This is a genomic window from Paenibacillus polysaccharolyticus, from assembly GCF_900102085.1.
GTDB classification, from domain to species: domain Bacteria; phylum Bacillota; class Bacilli; order Paenibacillales; family Paenibacillaceae; genus Paenibacillus; species Paenibacillus polysaccharolyticus.
Genome location: NZ_FMVM01000003.1, coordinates 258,015 through 273,624, shown reverse-complemented (window position 1 = coordinate 273,624; position 15,610 = coordinate 258,015). Strand labels below are relative to the sequence as shown.

14 protein-coding genes are annotated in these 15,610 nt (G+C 45.8%); 6 read left to right on the top strand and 8 right to left on the bottom strand.

Annotated elements, in window-relative coordinates:
* Nucleotides 1-180: 180 nt before the first annotated feature.
* Entirely contained in the window at nucleotides 181-333 is a 153-nt protein-coding gene (locus BLQ13_RS05905) for a DUF1540 domain-containing protein (protein ID WP_090917035.1), read from the bottom strand.
* Nucleotides 334-695: 362 nt separating this feature from the next.
* Here BLQ13_RS05905 and BLQ13_RS05900 point away from each other — a divergent pair, with 362 nt between their 5' ends.
* Nucleotides 696-1,508: an AAA family ATPase gene (locus BLQ13_RS05900; RefSeq protein ID WP_090917033.1), complete on the top strand. Its 813-nt coding sequence runs from the start codon at nucleotides 696-698 to the stop codon at nucleotides 1,506-1,508.
* A gap of 71 nt (nucleotides 1,509-1,579) precedes the next feature.
* On the opposite strand, the gene BLQ13_RS05895 is transcribed toward BLQ13_RS05900, so the two are convergent.
* Complete coding sequence (locus tag BLQ13_RS05895) at nucleotides 1,580-3,058, bottom strand: HAMP domain-containing sensor histidine kinase (protein WP_090917030.1); 1,479 nt, start codon at nucleotides 3,056-3,058, stop codon at nucleotides 1,580-1,582.
* A complete protein-coding gene (locus BLQ13_RS05890) occupies nucleotides 3,043-3,729 on the bottom strand; it encodes a response regulator transcription factor (protein ID WP_090917028.1) in 687 nt (228 codons plus the stop codon). The genes BLQ13_RS05895 and BLQ13_RS05890 overlap by 16 nt, the downstream gene beginning before the upstream one ends.
* Before the next feature lie 192 nt (nucleotides 3,730-3,921).
* Between BLQ13_RS05890 and BLQ13_RS05885 the strand changes: the two genes are divergently transcribed.
* From BLQ13_RS05885 to BLQ13_RS05860, 5 genes are all read left to right on the top strand, one after another.
* Nucleotides 3,922-4,641, top strand: a complete 720-nt coding sequence (locus BLQ13_RS05885; protein ID WP_090917026.1) for a YceI family protein — start codon at nucleotides 3,922-3,924, stop codon at nucleotides 4,639-4,641.
* Between the two features lie 351 nt (nucleotides 4,642-4,992).
* Complete coding sequence (locus BLQ13_RS05880) at nucleotides 4,993-9,366, top strand: glycosyl hydrolase 53 family protein (protein WP_167375650.1); 4,374 nt, start codon at nucleotides 4,993-4,995, stop codon at nucleotides 9,364-9,366.
* A gap of 176 nt (nucleotides 9,367-9,542) precedes the next feature.
* Nucleotides 9,543-10,586 carry an SPFH domain-containing protein gene (locus BLQ13_RS05875; RefSeq protein ID WP_090917023.1) on the top strand — a complete coding sequence of 348 codons (1,044 nt, stop codon included), beginning with the start codon at nucleotides 9,543-9,545 and terminating at the stop codon, nucleotides 10,584-10,586.
* Between the two features lie 229 nt (nucleotides 10,587-10,815).
* Nucleotides 10,816-11,835, top strand: coding sequence for a diacylglycerol kinase catalytic domain-containing protein (locus BLQ13_RS05865; protein WP_420848905.1), 1,020 nt, complete (start codon nucleotides 10,816-10,818; stop codon nucleotides 11,833-11,835).
* Between the two features lie 199 nt (nucleotides 11,836-12,034).
* Complete coding sequence (locus BLQ13_RS05860; RefSeq protein ID WP_090917019.1) at nucleotides 12,035-12,376, top strand: cupin domain-containing protein; 342 nt, start codon at nucleotides 12,035-12,037, stop codon at nucleotides 12,374-12,376.
* Between the two features lie 225 nt (nucleotides 12,377-12,601).
* Here the strand turns inward: BLQ13_RS05860 and BLQ13_RS05855 are convergent, their stop codons facing one another.
* Genes BLQ13_RS05855 through BLQ13_RS05835 form a run of 5 tightly spaced genes read right to left on the bottom strand, consistent with a single transcriptional unit; the run spans nucleotide 12,602 to nucleotide 15,447 of the window.
* Entirely contained in the window at nucleotides 12,602-12,901 is a 300-nt protein-coding gene (locus tag BLQ13_RS05855; protein WP_090917017.1) for a metal-sulfur cluster assembly factor, read from the bottom strand.
* 25 nt (nucleotides 12,902-12,926) lie between these two features.
* Nucleotides 12,927-14,159 (bottom strand): hypothetical protein, encoded by a 1,233-nt coding sequence (locus BLQ13_RS05850; RefSeq protein ID WP_090917015.1) that lies wholly within the window; start codon nucleotides 14,157-14,159, stop codon nucleotides 12,927-12,929.
* 13 nt (nucleotides 14,160-14,172) lie between these two features.
* The gene (locus BLQ13_RS05845) at nucleotides 14,173-14,826 is read right to left on the bottom strand and encodes a DUF2249 domain-containing protein (protein ID WP_090917013.1); all 654 of its coding nucleotides are present in this window, start codon (nucleotides 14,824-14,826) and stop codon (nucleotides 14,173-14,175) included.
* On the bottom strand, nucleotides 14,819-15,196 hold the full coding sequence (locus BLQ13_RS05840; RefSeq protein ID WP_090917011.1) for a hypothetical protein: 378 nt from the start codon (nucleotides 15,194-15,196) through the stop codon (nucleotides 14,819-14,821). The genes BLQ13_RS05845 and BLQ13_RS05840 overlap by 8 nt, the downstream gene beginning before the upstream one ends.
* Nucleotides 15,197-15,213: 17 nt before the next feature.
* Complete coding sequence (locus BLQ13_RS05835; protein ID WP_090917009.1) at nucleotides 15,214-15,447, bottom strand: DUF2249 domain-containing protein; 234 nt, start codon at nucleotides 15,445-15,447, stop codon at nucleotides 15,214-15,216.
* Nucleotides 15,448-15,610 lie beyond the last annotated feature (163 nt).

Sequence of the window (15,610 nt, the reverse complement as noted above, 5' to 3'; positions counted from 1 at the left end):
TTGGTCATGGTTCATGAGCACATTTATTTCTATCCTATACTACGTGAAGCTGTTGTCTAATGTGCTACGGACCATGGGGTGAAAAATTTGCATCGAGGGCTTGATAATAATTATCATTCTTGCTACAATAAACAAAGAAAAAGGAACCCGAGTGGGCTCCTTGGAATGAAACAGATCTTTTTATTTAACTTCAAACGTTTTGCAGTCTGTTTCAGCAGACTCGCTTGCTTCTTTGGAAGCATGGCTCACGATATAGATGGAAGAAGCATTACATTTGTTTTCTTGAGCCCAGTGACGACAGGAGTTCACTTCACACAATACGTCTTTTGCCATGATTGTTAACCTCACTTTTAGTTGGATTTACATTCGTTGGTATAAAGATCCGGATTCGCAAGTTGCCGCTTGAGAATCTGGAACAATTTTTACGCTCTCATGAATTTGGAGGGCTTTTTTGTGTTATACACAACGATGCACTTTCAGAATAGCAAATTTTGCTTTCCCATGCAACTGAATGGCGGCTCAGTAGACATACGGATGCAGATCAGGAGTCTGATCTTTGCAAAGAGGCATCTGTATGTTATTATTTAATAGTAAAAATTACGATTAATTAGCAAGCAGTCCGCAACAACAAAATCTTTAACAATAAATAACGACGATACGAATGACTATCTTTTTTGAAGGAGCTACATATACACATGAGTAAAATGAATCACGCAAACCGCATCCCTCGTGCAAAAGGAATCGATATGGCGGCATTCTACACGCCGAAGGAATGTAAACGAAAAGCACAACATATTGTCTTCTCGGAGGAAAATGAACGCATTGTCGAAGAGTTCATTACCATTCTGGGCATGAAAGAAAAGTTCAGGGAACATGATGTATCCATCCCTAATAAAATGGTCATGTTTGGCCCTCCCGGCACAGGGAAAACGTTAACCGCGTCATATCTGGCTCAGAGATTGGAACTGCCTCTTGTACTGGTCAGGCTGGATGCCCTTATTCACAGTCACTTGGGAGAAACGGGAAGTAACGTACGCAAGTTGTTTGAATATGCTCGCCTTAATCCTTGCGTATTGTTTCTTGATGAATTTGATGCCATTGGCCGGACAAGGGAAAGTAACGACGAGGTAAAAGAGATGGCCAGGGTGGTGAATACCCTTTTGCAATGTTTGGATGAATTCGAAGGGGACAGCATTCTGATTGCTGCCACGAATCTGGAGACACAGCTTGATCATGCGATCTGGCGCCGATTTGATACCAAGATGACGTACGCGATGCCAGATGAAGATAGCCGCAGACTGTATATTAGCAAACTGGTTGGAACGTTTGAACAGGAGCACAGGCTGGAGGATTATATCTGTGAACGTCTGGCTGGCTGCAGCTATGCTGATGTGGAGCAGATTGTGTTAAAAGCAAAGCGTAAAGCTATTATTGGAAACAGTGCTCTGCACAGGCAGTTGATCTCTGATGCTTACGAGGAATACAGACCCCGAGTGCTACAAGGGTAGAGGTGAAGTCAGTACCTCGGCGAATAATGAAAGCCCGGCTTTCTTTTTTTAAGGAATACCGGGCCTTTTTATTACAATGCTGATTTGGCTTTGACAGGTGAACGATAGGTTTTCTCTGGAATAGATGTTTCCTGCTGAGCAATCCAGCGTGGCAAGCTTAATCTAAACGTACTTCCATCTGGACTGCTGGAAACGAGGGTTAACGTACCACCTTGCTCCTGTGCAAGAAGACGGCTGTATGTTAAACCGAGACCCAAGCCACGATTACGGCGTTTTTTCAACTCTCCCCGATAGAATCGTTCGAATATGTTACGCTGATCCTCTATGGAAATTCCCGTGCCGTTGTCCTGCACATCGACATGTAACATGTCTTCCTCTACGCTTAAATGCATCTGGAAGAGGGCTTGTTGGCCAGGTATTGTGGCATGCAGTCCATTGTTAAGCAAATTTACAATAATCTGTTGGATCCGGAGTGCATCACCCATCACGTATAATGCGTCTGACGGCGCATGAAGCTGAACTTCTGGCATGTGTTCTTCATAGGCAATTTTCCATTGGTAAATGATCTCACCTACAAGCAACTTCAGGTCGGTACGTTCCTTACGAACAGCAACACTTCCAGCGGTCATGGCATTATAATCCAGCAGATCCGCAATCATTCGTTCCATGCGTTCTGATTCTTTCAGAGCAATATCCAGAAACTCTTTGCCTTCCTGCGGACTGACGACATCATCGCGAACAGCCATCACCAATCCTTTGATCGAGGTGACAGGCGTTTTGAGCTCATGACTAACGCCTGCGAGAGAGAGTGCACGCCATTCTTCGAGTTGACGCAGACGGGTTGCCATATCCCCAAAAGAACCTACAAGTTCGTTCATTTCCCGTTCACGTGTTTTAATATCTAGGTTTACATCATAATTTCCACCGCGGATCTGTTCTGCCGCGTAAGCGACCTGACGAATCGGTCTAGATAGTTTGCTCGACAGGAGATAAATCGTGAACCAGCCGCAGAGAATAAGGCCTCCAAAAATCAATGCGACGAGCCAGACCGTTTCAGGACCGAAGGTGATAGATTGTTTGGATTGCATGACCCATACTTTGCCAATCGTTTGATTCCCGTCAGCAATATCTACCGTTACACCAGCATACTTGCTGTTACGCGGTTCAAGAAAATCATCGGACAGTCGGTAATAAACATCCTCTTGTTGCATTTTTGGCTGGGAGAAAATCAGTTTGTTGTTATTGTCGAGCACCATGACGCAAAAATAGTTATCGGTATTAAACAGCTTCTCCCGGCTGCTTACGATCGTATTCAGATCAGGTGGTACCTGAAGCTTATGATCCTTCACTGCTACTCGATCAGCAATCTCCCAACCGAGTAGCTCAGCCGTTTTCAAACTTTTCTCAATCGATGTTGTTCGTATCCAGTACAGCGCACCCGCGGCAATCACGGAGAAGCCGATACATAAAATCAGAAAGTAACGTAGTGTCCAATGTGACAAAATAGATGTTGTTCGTTTGGGTTTGGTTGATGTTAGTTGGCGATCCAAAATTGATACCCCATTCCTCGCAACGTCCGGATTTCTCCTGTGTCTGTTGTCCAGTGAGAGAGTGCCTGACGCAGTCGTTTGATCGATAGATCTACAGCACGATCACTGCCTTCATAATCGAGTCCCCAGACTTGTTCAATCAGATGATCTCTAGTGAATGTGCGGTTGGGATACTCGGATAGAAAAATCAGTAGAGACAGGTCACGTGGTGTAAGTGCGACCTCCGCACCGTTCAGTAGCACTTGCTTAGCCGCAAGGTCAATGACCAGATTGCCAAAAGAACGCTTGTCCTGCCCTCCGGAAGTCCAGTGCGGGTTCCGCCGCAGTACAGCGTTCACGCGTGCAACCACTTCTTCAGGTACAAACGGTTTGCTCATATAATCGTCAGCACCAGCATTCAGACCGTTAAGCCGATCTGTAATATCGTCCAGTGCAGTTAACATAATGACGGGACAAGCACTCTTTTCCCGAATAATTCGTAACAGATCCCATCCATCCATTCCGGGTAGCATAACATCGAGTAATACGATAGAAGGATTTTCGGAATCAAAAAGGGTTAAAGCAGTCTTGCCATCCGCTGCATGATGAACTTCAAATTCAGCTTTTCTCAGATAAGCAGCCAGAACGCGTGCGATTGCTTGCTCATCCTCTACGATGAGTACAGATTTCAAACAGGGTGTTCTCCTTTCACAGACAAGCTTGTGTACTGATTTTACATGAGGCGGGACATAAAGCCAATCCTGTTTTCACATTTTGAAAAAAAATGAAAAAGAATTTCATCTTGACTTCTTCCTGACACATTGGACTGTTACTATCCATATCAAGAGGTAACGAAACCATACTGTACTGGAGGAATAATAGAGATGAGTAAAAAGGCCAAAACGTGGATTATTACAGGGGTAGCAGCAGTAGCCATCATTGGTGGGGGCGGTTATTACTTTGCAAATAGTTACTTGGGTAACAATGTTGAGATTGAACAGGTGCTTCCAGCAAACGCGGCTGCATCCACTACAGCTGCAGATAGCGGCACGGGCAAAGCAGTGGAAAATAAAAAGGTTGGAGCAGACCAGCTGAACGGAGACTGGAATATCAGTCAGGGGTCGAAAGTATATTTCTCAGTAACCACTTCACAAGAAACCGTAAATTTTGTGGACGAGCAGGTTAGCGGGAAATGGACGATTAATGTGAATGACCCGGCCCAGTCGAAAGCAGATGGAACAATCGAGGTAAACGGCATTGATTCCGGTAATGGACAGCGCGACGAGCATGTGAAAAGTGCAGACTTCTTCGATATGGCTAAACATCCGCAAGCAACATTCAAAGCCACTTCATTTGAAGGTATGCCTTCCGAATGGACAGAAGGACAGACGGCTGATTTGAAAATGAAAGGCACACTTACCGTAAGAGGTATTGAAAAGGAAGTTACGTTTGACGCTAAAGCGGCTTATCAAAATAATGAAGTGCTGCTGTCCGGCACAACGATGGTTACATTCGAAGATTTTGGCATGAAAAATCCACACTCGGTTGTACTTTCTACTGAAAATGACATCCAGGTTCGTCTTGAGCTGAAGCTGGCAAAATAATAGATGGATTTAAACTATTCTATTGAAATATTCTAGTAAACAATTCTATTAAACGATTTTAATATAGTAAGCCACTAAATCTGTTGTGTTCCGCCTCCAGGCGGGCAAACAGATTTTTTGCTTTTGGTAAGCTTTTGCCGGAAAAAGAATACACCTGTTCATCTCCCTGAGGCTGGAAAATAAGGATTACGCTAGGCTGGATTATGTTTAGAAAAGTCGACATTGTTAAAATAACTGCTGTTTCCTTTGCATAATGCCGTGTTGCTAAGGATCGTGAAGCGCTTACAATGGGGAGGATTCATGACATTCATTGATCCAAGCATAAACAAACAGAAGAAGGGGAGATCAAGGGTGAACAAAAGGTACATAAGCGGCTGTCTTGTTTTGTTGTTGTTATTCTGTGATCTGGGTCTGATCGCCAGGCCCGCAGAGGCGGCAAAAAATAATATCGCGCTGAACAAAACGGTAACGGTGAGTTCGGATGAAAAAAGATGGGGAGGCGATAAAACGCATCTGGTAGATGGGGATGCGAGCACCTATTGGAGTACAGAAACGGGAGTAACTGCTGAAAAACCGGAGTGGGTCATCATAGATCTGGGTGAAACGTACAATCTATCCGGAGCGGAAATAACATGGAGAGACAGTACAGTAGTGAAGTATACGGTTGAAACGTCTGCTGACCAGCAGCATTGGTCTACCGTTACGGATCAAAGTGATAATGCAGATGCGAAACAGATTGCTGATCTGACATTTCAACAAAATAATGTACGATACATTAAGCTCAACATAGCCTTTTATAAAGAGGGCGGAGCGTGGCCACAAATATTGGAGTTTAAAGTGTGGGGAGAATCGGAGGGCATGGAACCGGCTAATATTACCCATTTTGATTCCGTTCAAGTGAGCACACTTCCACGAAGTGCGCCGGTTCTGCCGGCAGAAGTCAAAGCCAATTTTACGAATAATAAGTCGGGTCTCGTTCCTGTCACATGGGACAGCATTGATCCAACGAAATATGAAAAATCAGGTTCATTCTCTGTAACGGGTGCGGTATATGGAACTGAGAAAAAGCCTGAAGCGACGGTTGTTGTACAAGGTTATCGTTCTGATTATGTCAGAGGCGTTGATATTTCGACTCTTACGGCGATTGAAGCTAAGGGTGGGAAGTATCTGGATAGCAACGGCACCGAGCGGGACTTGCTTGATATTCTCAAAGATCGAGGTGTCAATTATGTACGTCTGCGGTTGTGGAATGACCCACAAAAATCAGGCGGCTATAACGATAAAGCTGACGTCATCACCATGGCCGTACGCGCGAAGCAAAAAGGGTTAAAGGTGCTGCTGGATTTCCATTACTCCGATGAGTGGGCACACCCGGGTCAACAGCTCAGACCGAAAGCGTGGGAAAAGTTAAGTTTCGAAGAGCTTAAGCAAGCGGTGTATGATTATACGGTTGAAGTCGTTGGAGATCTGAAGAAGGCAGGAGCCATGCCGGATATGGTGCAGATTGGTAACGAGATCAACAGTGGTCTTCTCAATGGATTAAGCAGCGATGTGAATTTTGAGGAAAATGCAGCTTTGCTAAAGCAGGGAATTAATGGGGTTCGCGCAGTTGAAGGAAACGTTAATGCAGCTGATCGGGCGAAGATCATGATTCATCTGGCTGAAGGTGGCAAGGCAGAGACATTCAAATGGTATTTTGAGGAGTTGAAAAAACAAGGACTGGACTCCGATTATGACATCATTGGACTATCCTATTATCCGTTCTGGCACGGGACATTTGCCGATGTGCAGAAAACGATGAACGAAGTTTCAGCAGCCTTTGGGAAAGATGTCATTATAGCTGAAACGTCTTATCCGTTCACTTATAAAAACGGGGACGCGCATGGAAATATTATCGGTTCGGATCAAGCGCTCTTTCATGGTGGAGCCACATTCCCGGCAACAGTGCAAGGTCAATACGATGCCATCGCTGGCATCATGGATTTGATTGCCAATGTACCGAATAATCGCGGTGCAGGTTTCTTTTACTGGGAGCCGGCATGGATTCCGGCAGATGTAGGCTGGATTGCATCCGAAGGCGATGCGTGGGAGAACCAGGGCATGTTTGATTACGATGAGTATCCAGCGAATGGCGGGCATTCTTATGAAGGAAGAGCGTTATGGTCACTCGATGTGTACAAAAGAGGAATGGAACAGATGCCGACAGATCGGCAGCAGCTCGCAGCGGCACTGACACGAGCAAACTCGCTTGTAGAAAGTGATTTTACACCAGAAAGCTGGGGCAGTCTGGCTCCTGCAATTGTTGAAGCTAAAGGGGTATACGCCAAAGCGTATACGTCAGGTGGTGTGAGTCAAGAGGAAACCGATGCTGCATCAGCATCTTTGGAAAATGTGATGTTACAGCTCGGCGTGATTACACCAGAACTGGAGCCACTTCAAGCGGCAATTGCAGAAGCAGAGAAGATTCAACGGAATAACTGGTCGGATGCAACATGGAGCGTATTCAGTAAAGCACTGGAACATGCAAAATCCGTTGTGGCTAACTCACGAGCTACTCAGACTGATGCAAATAAAGCGGTAGAGCGTCTCGAAGCAGCCATTAAGGGCTTGTCTGACGTGGATAAAACAGAACTGCACCAGTACATTCAGCTCATGCAGCTGGAAAATGAATCTTCATATACACACCGCAGCTGGTCAGTTCTACAGCAAGCTTTACAGGCTGCTATTCAGGTGAGAGACCAAGCAGATGCGATGCAATCTCAGGTAAATGCAGCACTGGATACATTAAAACAAGCTTTTACAAATCTGGTTAAACTAGAAGCCTTGACCACGGGTAAAACCGCTACTGCATATAGTAGTGCTGGAAATGGAGGCGGTAAAGACAACGCCCCGTCAGGTGCAATTGATGATAATCCAAATACGTCATGGGGAACGGATCAGGGCCCGGGTAACGATACTTGGTGGAAGGTGGACTTGGGACAGGTTGCCAATCTTCGGAAACTTGAAATGTCGATGTGGAGCGGTGGGATCAAATACAGAATAGATGTCTCCGATGATAATGAGCATTTCAAGACCGTAGTGGATACCACCAGTGATGTTGTCGTATCTACATCCCCAAGTCATGTTCTCCCCGAGGGCACAGAGGGGCGTTATATTCGTGTAACCATTACAGCTGGCCCGACATGGGTTGGATTCATGGAATTTGAGGCATATGGCACAATTCCGGGTGACAGGACCGTATTGAAATCAACCGTTGCTTCGGCGGAATCATTGAAACAAACGGATTACACGGCTTCGAGCTGGAGTGTATTCAGTAAAGCGTTGGAGCAAGCTCGGCAGTTTGTTCTGGATGTTGAAGCTTCAGAACAAGAGCTAATTCATGTGGATCAACTTCTGAAGGAGGCCATTGCGCAACTGGCACGTCAGACGACAAACCCGGGCACGGGACAGCCATCTCAGCCAAGTAATCCGTCCGGGTCATCGGCACCTTCAGTAAGTACGAACAATCCGGTAGTTACGCCTCAGCCAAAACCTGGGAGCGAAACAGCGAGTGGTTCTATTACTGTAAAAGGAACAGCAACAGGAGATGGTGCGTATGCGGTGCGCCCAAGTGTGGCTGAGCTTACTCAGGCTTTGAAATCAATGGACGCAAGCAAACGTACATTGAAGCTGGTGGCCGATGTACCAGACAGTTCCAAAACAGTGAAGTTCCAAGTACCAGCAGGTCAGCTCTCTTCATGGGTTCGTTCAGAGGAAGTGCAGTCTATTGAGGTGGTTGCAGGCAAAACGACAGTTCGGATTCCGCTTCGGTCCCTGCCCCTCACGATTGCCGAGAACACAGCTATGTTTGACGTTATCGTTGCGGAAGGGTCAGCTGCGCAAGTGAACGATACCCAGCGAGCCAATATGGGCAATCATCCTGTAGTTGATGTGCAGATGCTTCTCAATAACAAGTCAATCCAGTGGGCTGACAAGACGGTTGAAGTGCTTTTGTCCGATGTGCAACCTGTCAAAACAGATCATACGGTCATGGTCGTCAACTCCATCTCAACAAACGGTGAACTCCATCCTGTAACGTATACGAAGTATGAGCAGAGCACAGCTACGATGGCATTCAAGCCGTCTAAGCCTGGAAGTTACGTTATAACCAATGTTGAAGTGCCGTTAACCGACTTGCAGCAACATGCCTGGGCAATTCAAGAGGTTCAACATCTCTATAGCAAAGGCATCATCGCGGGAATGAGTGACACACGTTTTGAACCGCAGGGTGAACTCACCCGTGCCCAATTTTTACAGATGCTCGTTAAAGGGATTGGCAAAACAAATCTCACTGATTCTTCGGCTACCCAACTACCGACAGATGTCAAGTCAGATCAATGGTATGCGGATGCGGTTCGCGCAGGTCTCGCAATGAACATTATTCAGGGCAGAGCCGACGGAACATTCGGTGCGAATGATCACATCTCCCGACAGGATATGGGTGTTATGTTACATCGAGCGATGGAAGCAGCAGAACGTAATAACAACTCTGCTACTGTAGACACCGGTCAGATGAAGTTCAGAGATCAAGCAGACATTGCCGAGTATGCCATAGACGCTGTGGTATTCATGTCGCAACTCGGTGTGCTAAATGGCTTGCCTGATAGCACATTTGCTCCCAAACAAACCGCTAATCGTGCGCAAGGCGCCGTTGCAGTAGCGAGATTGATGGAACAGCTGTATTAGAAACGGTAACTTGATTTAATGGAAAGTAAATGACATGTAGACAAGAAAGAGGTCGAATCCATGATTCGGTCTCTTTTTCGTGCGGAATTTGTTAATGTCGTATTGACAATATCGAGATCGTTTGTTATCATTTCGATAATATCAAAACGACATTAATAAGAAACGAGGAATGAGCCATGTTTGGATTCCGATTTGTAAAGTTTCAGCCGAGTGAATATGTTATGAAAGTGAAGAACGGCAAGGTACAGCGCCAAGGCGTGGGCCTATCTTTTTATTATTATGAGCCAACGACTTCGGTGGTTGTATTGCCTGTTTCTTCGGTGGATGTGCCGTTTATGTTTGAAGAGATTACAGCGGATTATCAGACGGTTACCGTACAGGGACAGCTTAGCTATCGCATTATGGATTACAGCAAAATTACACAGAGTCTGAATTACACGTACAATTTGCGCAAAAATCAATATATGTCTGACGATCCTCACAAGCTGGATCAGCGGGTGATTACCATAGCAAAAGTGCTCACGAAGAAATATTTGGAGCAGTTGCCGTTAAAAGAGGCGATTCAATCCAGCGAACGGCTTGCCAGCAGCATGAAACGAGAGGTCGCACAGCATGAAGAGTTGGAAAAGCTGGGCGTAGAGCTGATGAATCTGTCCATTTTGGCTATTTTGCCTAATAAGGAAACGATGCGTGCGTTGGAGGCACAGGCGAGGGAAGAAATTTTAAGACAGGCGGACGAGGCTTTATATGTGCGGCGCAATGCTTCCATTGAGCAGGAACGCCGCGTGAAGGAAAATGAACTGAATACCGAGATTGCGGTGGAGACGAAGAAACAACAGATTAGGGAAACCCAATTACAGGCCGAACGCTCGGTGAAACAGAAGCAGAACGAGATGGAACAGGAGCAGCTCCAGTTTAATACCGCGATGGAAGAGCGCAAGCAACAGTTAATTGAGCTCACCATTGCGAATCAGAATGCGGAAGCGGATGCCAAAGCGTATGAGATTGCAGCAGTCATGAATTCGCTTCAGCATGTACAGCCGAACGTATTACAGGCCATGGCCAATATGGGCATGAATTCGGATAAACTGATTGCACTTGCGTTCCAGGAACTGGCCGAGAATGCTGGCAAAATCGGGCAGCTGAATATCTCACCAGATCTGCTACAGGGTCTGATGGCACCAGCAGAAGGAAGAGGTAAGGGAGGGGCAACACGATGATTGTTGGATGGGGGAAACAAACCAATCTATCCGCTTCCAGAACACGGTTTATACGATCCAGTCGAGTTCGTCAAAACGTGTCAGATAATCAAGTCAATCTGGTGAGTCGGGCAAGTCAGACAAGTGAGACAAATGAAACAAGTGAGAGAAGTTCAAAAATTCAAAAAAACCAAAAAAATCAATAATGGTTTTCCTCAAGTCAAAGGGAAAGCGGGAGGTGGAATCACAGATGGTTAAGATAAATGAACCCATGAGTGAGCATAAATTAATTTTGGTTAAGCGCAGAACCCGACTGGAGGAATTGATTGTACGTTACAACACTGTACAGCAGGCTCAGTTTTACATTGAACGTCTTGGTGCTGACTTTAGCGATTACGTCGAGGAAGATCGCCGTTACAAGCAATCGATACAGCTTGCTCAGCAGCAATTGAGTCAACTTGGACGTGTTCAGATGATTGACCGGGAGCATGTGCCAAACTTTATTTTTGGAGAGCAAGATATTGTGGTAGTGGTCGGACAGGATGGTCTGGTTGCCAATACGTTGAAATATGTTACCGAGCAGCCGCTTATCGGTGTGAATCCAGATCCGATGCGGTGGGACGGGGTGCTGTTGCCTTTTACAGTGGAGGATTTAAGCTTCATTGTTCCAGACGTGATACGTAGACAGCGCTCGCTTAAGGAAGTCACCCTTGCCAAAGTTGAGCTGAATGACGGACAGGTGCTGTACGGTGTCAATGATCTCTTTATTGGTCGGAAGACACATGTATCTGCCCGTTATGAAGTGCGTTTGGGAGCCTCTACTGAAAATCAATCATCCAGCGGTATTATCGTATCTACAGGCATGGGATCAACCGGATGGTTTAAGAGTGTGCTGGCTGGTGCCTCAGGTATTGTCCGTTCAGCGGCTTGGCAACATGTGAGCAGGGGGGAGCACCAGCAATTGACTAGTGATGAAAGATCAGTTGATTTAAGAGGAACGGCTTCTGAGGGAGGATTGAACAAGAACGAGTTTTCGTGGGATTCCCCTTATTTATATTTTACGGTACGTGAACCGTTCCCGAGTCGAACCACGGCGGCAAATCTCGTGTTTGGACAGATTCGTGCGAAGCAACCCCTTCACATTGTTTCACAAATGCCGGAGGATGGAGTTATTTTCAGTGACGGGGTGGAGCAGGATTTTCTGGAATTTAACTCGGGTGTGCACGCAACGATTGGTTTGGCGGAAAAGAGAGGACAATTGGTAATATGAATGAGTTTCTTCTATTATAATATGGATATATATTATATTGGTATTTGTTCTTGTATTTACTGATATATAAAACAAGTGATATTTTAGAATGTAAATCCTGAATTCACGCCTGCATTTTCTTGATTTGAATCAAGGAGTTGCAGGTTTTTTCGCGTTAAAATGAATACATAACCAGAACAAATACAGGAGGATGATGATCATGAGTATCACGTCATTACAAGAAGTTAAAGCATACAGTACGGAACGTTTCACGAAACGGGTGTTGTTTCAACAAGGAGGTGGTGTAACCTTCATGCTTCATTTTCTGCCAGGACAGCAGCTTCCCGTTCACAAACATCCCGGTGCAGACCTCACGTTGCTGGTCGTTGAAGGCAAGGGCACACTGATTCTGGACGGAGCAGAGCATGAGATTCAGGCAGAAGATGTGGTATCCTGCGGAGGAGAGACGGAATTCGCGTTCCATAACACAAGTGATGCGGAAGTTCGTTTGTTCGTGGTATTGAATAAAGTGCCGGAAGCTTCTTACGCCAAAGATATCTAATATCCGATAGAGCCGGATGAATAATAGGGAATGGGGACTCCGCGAGGAGTTCTTTTTCTTTGGTGAAGTGCCTCTCCTTTCCATGCAAAAAGGAACACATACAAAAACGTACCTTGGCCTGACTGGATCAGAGCTTGGGTACGTTTTTTCGGGTATTGATGTTCATCAGACAGAGTTGTTTGGACATATATCCTTGTGCCGACATCCTTAATTATAAACACCTGTTTAAAAATATCCGAGCATTTCTTTGGCTTCTCTGGACATCAGCTGCGGAGACCATTGCGGTTCCCATACCACCTGTACGTCAATATCGGTTTTGTCGGTATTTTTTTGTAAAACCCATTTCACCGCACCAACGATGGTGTCATGCAGTGGACATCCTGGCGTAGTCAGCGTCATTCGCACCTGAATGCGCTCAGGTTCTTCCTTTACTTCATACACAAGGCCGAGGTCAACGATGTTGACACCAAGCTCCGGGTCGTAGACTTCTTTTAAATACTCTAGTAACTGTGAGGTTTGTTCCATCTTTTCCACGCTCCAATCCATCTTGTTAACGTCTGAATACCAAGGCGATATTTGAAATATACACGATAGAGATCATAGACAGTAATGTTCCGCCAACCATCATCACTTCCGCCAAATTAATCAGAATACCGCTGACTAAGAGCAGACTGGCTGCAACCATCGCAAGTATTCCATGATTGATCCTTTTTTCACTTAACATGCCAGCCATGAGTGGAGTGCCAGGACGTCCTGCAAGCTTGCCGTATTTGTGGGTCCACCATAGAAAAGGCACGATTTTGGAAGCATACCCGAGGATCGTCAGAGATACCCAGCCTCCAAGGTATACCCAGCCAGTCAGAAGCACAACGCGTGAATCAAGGAGTAGCTCTACATCTTGCGCACTATAGATTAACAGAGCCATGGAATATACGAGCAAGGCACGGCTTACATAGACCGTCCAGCGGATTCCGGGTCCAGGGTTGCTTTTATGCCGTTTCTCCTGAATTTGCTCCAGGTGGTATACGTAACAGATCAGTGCTCCTGTCAAAAGCAAAAGCGCAAACCAGAGCAAGCCACCTTGGATACCTGTCAGGAATGCGATCACTCCTGTAATAACAGCAGCATTCCACAGGACCAGAACCATCTTTTGCAATCGGATAGAGAAATCATGGGACAAATAAAACATCGGCAGCATTTTGTAACTGAATCCGGTGATTAACATGCCAAACCATCCAAGGGTTCCCATCCAGATATGTGCGCCAAACAATCGTTGATGCAGACCATTCCAGTCACCAAAAGCAAAATTCAGTCCCATCAGCATGCCCGATAAACCGGTAAGTACAAGGTACAGACAGGCACACGCTGCACTGATCGTTACAGGGTTCCATATGGAAGCACGGTAGAGGGTGATACCCATGTTCAAGCCAAATAACAAAATGCCGGATAGTGCAAGCGTTGCTGAACCTGCAATCCAGATTACATCTGTGCGAATAAAACCAATCAACATGCCTGTAGCACCGACGGTGAACAAGAAATAGTGACAGTAACCAAGCACTGCACTATATATATTCGTTTGTAAAATGACATGTATCAACTGATAAACTGCACCCATCGCCAGCATGGTGGCCCATCCGAGTACGAACAAATGCGCATGAAACCAGCCTTCGGGTCCCCTTAATTCATCACCTAGCCAGCCTGTCAGGGAGAGCAGGGAGAATGCGTGATACATTACAAATCCAACGATGCCCGTGATGATAAAAAGAAACGGCAACCTGGACATGGCTTTCGCCCCCTTACCCTTTTTCAATTCTGACTTTGGCTGTACCATCCGCTTGATCCTCAACGGTGTAGAGACAACCGAGCTGATTCAGTTCCTCGATCAAAAAAACGGGTACGCGGTCATTATGAATAAGTACAACTTCTCCCGGTTTGCAACGTTCAAGTGCAGCTAATGTGCGCATCATTGGCTGGGGCGGCTCCAGTCCGCGATTGTCCAGTACAATGGTTGGCTCTTTCTGTTCCTGTGTTATGGGCTCATCTGACAAAACTGCGGATTTCGAAGGTTCAGCTATTGCTGGAGGTTGCCCTTCACAGGAATTCATGGCATCCTCTGAACCCGAATCCTCAATCGACGATGAAGTTAATTCAGTTCGAGCCAACGTATTGAATTGAACCGCCGCAGAAATCTTCTCTGCAGCGGTTTTATTTTTTTTATGCACAAATGTGGTCACCCAATGATTGGATTCCAGACGCTCCGATGTACTGGAGTATCCTTTCATTTTCAGAATGCCAAGCAATGGAGTCGGCTTGAACGGCGCATGCAGGACCAATACATCTTCGTGTTTCAGTTCTTTAACGGTATCCATAATGAGCTGAAAAGGCTCCAGTTTTTTGCTCAGATGAGGGCGTACGTCCAGTTCAACAATATTAACGTCGGTTTCAAGCATGAACGTTCACATCCGTTTCGGTGCTGACTGCCGTAGCTGCTTGCGTCTGCTGAACCAGCTTGATCGAAGATTCATATAAAGCGGCCATGCCTCCGTACAGGGCATAGAAGAATGAATCAGGTGCATCCAGGGAGAAGGAGAGATAGGTTTTGGGGTCCATCTCAAGCACACGTTCAAACAGTCTCGCACTGTCATAGGCATAGAAGCAGAAATGAGTGAATTCGAACACGGGCATTTTCTCGTAAATCGTAATGATCTCCTGTGCATAGGCTGCCTGCTCACGCTGAGCGATCTGAATCATGGATACAGCATCTTCGAGTCCCAGCGTCAGACGCAGTGTAGTCTCGTTAATGATTTCAACATGCGCCATTCCCGTTCAACTCCAATCTATCGTTTAGTGATTTTAACCTGAAACGTTATAGGACCTTGTTCGATATATTCCCAGTCAAAGCCGTCAGGATGTGTCGATTGAAACTGGAAGCGGAGCGGTTTTGGATCGTGATCGTTAACGAGTAACATCGCTTCCTCAGGCTGAAGAGCTTCAAACGTTTCAAAGATAATTTTATGTTTCAAATGAGGTGGATACTCTGTGGCATTAATGGTTGCAGCGTATGTGTTCATGGGTCATTCCTCCAAATTGGGATTAGTGTGGTGTTGCAACTTGATTATAGAAAAGCAGACAGCGGGGCTGTGTGAGCCTGCTCACACCTTTATTTTTGTCATAATCTCGCCTTATTTGGACTGAAATCCTGTTCGGAAAAGGCTTGCGGAGCTTTCATAAATG